This is a genomic window from Pyramidobacter piscolens W5455 (assembly GCF_000177335.1).
Lineage (GTDB): Bacteria > Synergistota > Synergistia > Synergistales > Dethiosulfovibrionaceae > Pyramidobacter > Pyramidobacter piscolens.
The window spans coordinates 1-510 of the sequence record NZ_ADFP01000119.1 but is presented as its reverse complement, the minus strand read 5'-3'; the positions used below and the strand labels follow the sequence as shown (position 1 = coordinate 510).

The window sequence follows — 510 nt, the reverse complement described above, 5'->3', positions numbered from 1 at the left end:
AGTCAGGACCACCGGCAAAGCCGGTGGCTTGCTCTGGCCCTATAAGGGCCTCTTACCGGCCACCCTCTCGGGCACTGAAAAGGCTGACAAACGCACCACTATCACAGGCAAGCCACTAAAGTGGCTCTTTACTTGCTCTCTCTCACCGACTCACCCGTAAACGGGTCTTCCAGTTCTTTCAGGGTGAGCTGGTCTGTCAGCCTGTCCTCTTCGAGTTGATTGTGAATATATTCTGTTATTTTCTTTTCATTGCGCCCTACTGTATCCACATAATATCCTCGGCTCCAGAATTTCCGATTTCCATACCTGTATTTTAGGTTCGCAAATCTATCAAATATCATCAGTGAACTTTTGCCTTTCAGAAATCCAAGAACTTCCGATACGCTGTATTTAGGCGGTATTTGCAACAGCATGTGGATATGATCGGGGCACGCATTTGCCTCCAATATTTCTACTCCCTTGCGTTCACACAGCGTTCTCAATATTTTGCCAATTTCTGCTCTGAGCTTG

General features: G+C 47.1%; 1 protein-coding gene. It reads right to left on the bottom strand.

The genetic code is table 11. The features are described from left to right. Positions 1-128: 128 nt before the first annotated feature. On the bottom strand, positions 129-510 hold a 382-nt coding region (gene tnpA / locus HMPREF7215_RS09870), incomplete at its 5' end, for an IS200/IS605 family transposase (RefSeq protein WP_009165714.1).